Source organism: Cupriavidus sp. 05N39 (assembly GCF_056397325.1).
This window is the reverse complement of record NZ_JBFTNE010000262.1, coordinates 1-739: the sequence shown is the minus strand read 5'-3', so window position 1 is coordinate 739 and position 739 is coordinate 1. Positions and strand designations below refer to the sequence as shown.

The following is a 739-nucleotide window of genomic DNA, read 5'->3' as shown; positions in this document are numbered from 1 at the left end:
GAGCTGTACGAGCACCGTTGTGGCCTGTGGCAGGCACGACCGCCGGTGATTCTGGTCGCCGCTGAACGCGACGACGCATTGAAGGCGCAGGCTGCAGAGAACGGCTGGGGGTTCCTGTCCAARCCGGTGCGGCCGCCGGCGCTGCGGGCGTTGATGACGCAGGTGTTGGTGCGGCATCGGGCGTGAGTCCGCTGCGCAATGCTGCGACCCAGATCGCCGGGGCGTCAGGGACGCCTGCTGTCAACCGCCGAGGGAGACTATCGGCGCTACAAGCGCACGGCCGTCCGGCGCACATTGACGGTTCAACTCCCTTTCAAGGTTCCCACCACTTCCTACGCCCCCCGCCCAGGTATGTTACTCGTCGCCTGGATACAACTCTATTGCGAGGCCAAGACCCAATGCACACATCTACTGCAGTGCCCGATAGTCAAACTCGAGTCCACCAAGGCCTCTAAGGAAGACGCTCACATAAAGTTCGATACTGCCCCGGAATCTACCAGTATCCGCATGTAATTATGGTGGGACCTTGGCGTCTCACACCAACGAGCGACCTCATGGCCCAGTTCAACGTCGACCTTTCTTACAAGCTGGATTGAAGCGTACGTCAGTTCGTTACAGCCATCCAACAGTGCGCCAGCCGGAGAAGTTCTCCGCTCGCCTTGATTGTGGAAAAATCTCGGAGCCAGGCCAAATTCAGCAATGATCCCTCTCCAACATGAGAACGGCGTGCCATACGCGC

General features: G+C 59.6%; 1 protein-coding gene. It reads left to right on the top strand.

The genetic code is table 11. The features are described from left to right. On the top strand, positions 1 to 186 hold a 186-nt coding region (locus AC1DN0_RS41185; RefSeq protein ID WP_477146622.1), incomplete at its 5' end, for a hypothetical protein. Positions 187 to 739 lie beyond the last annotated feature (553 nt).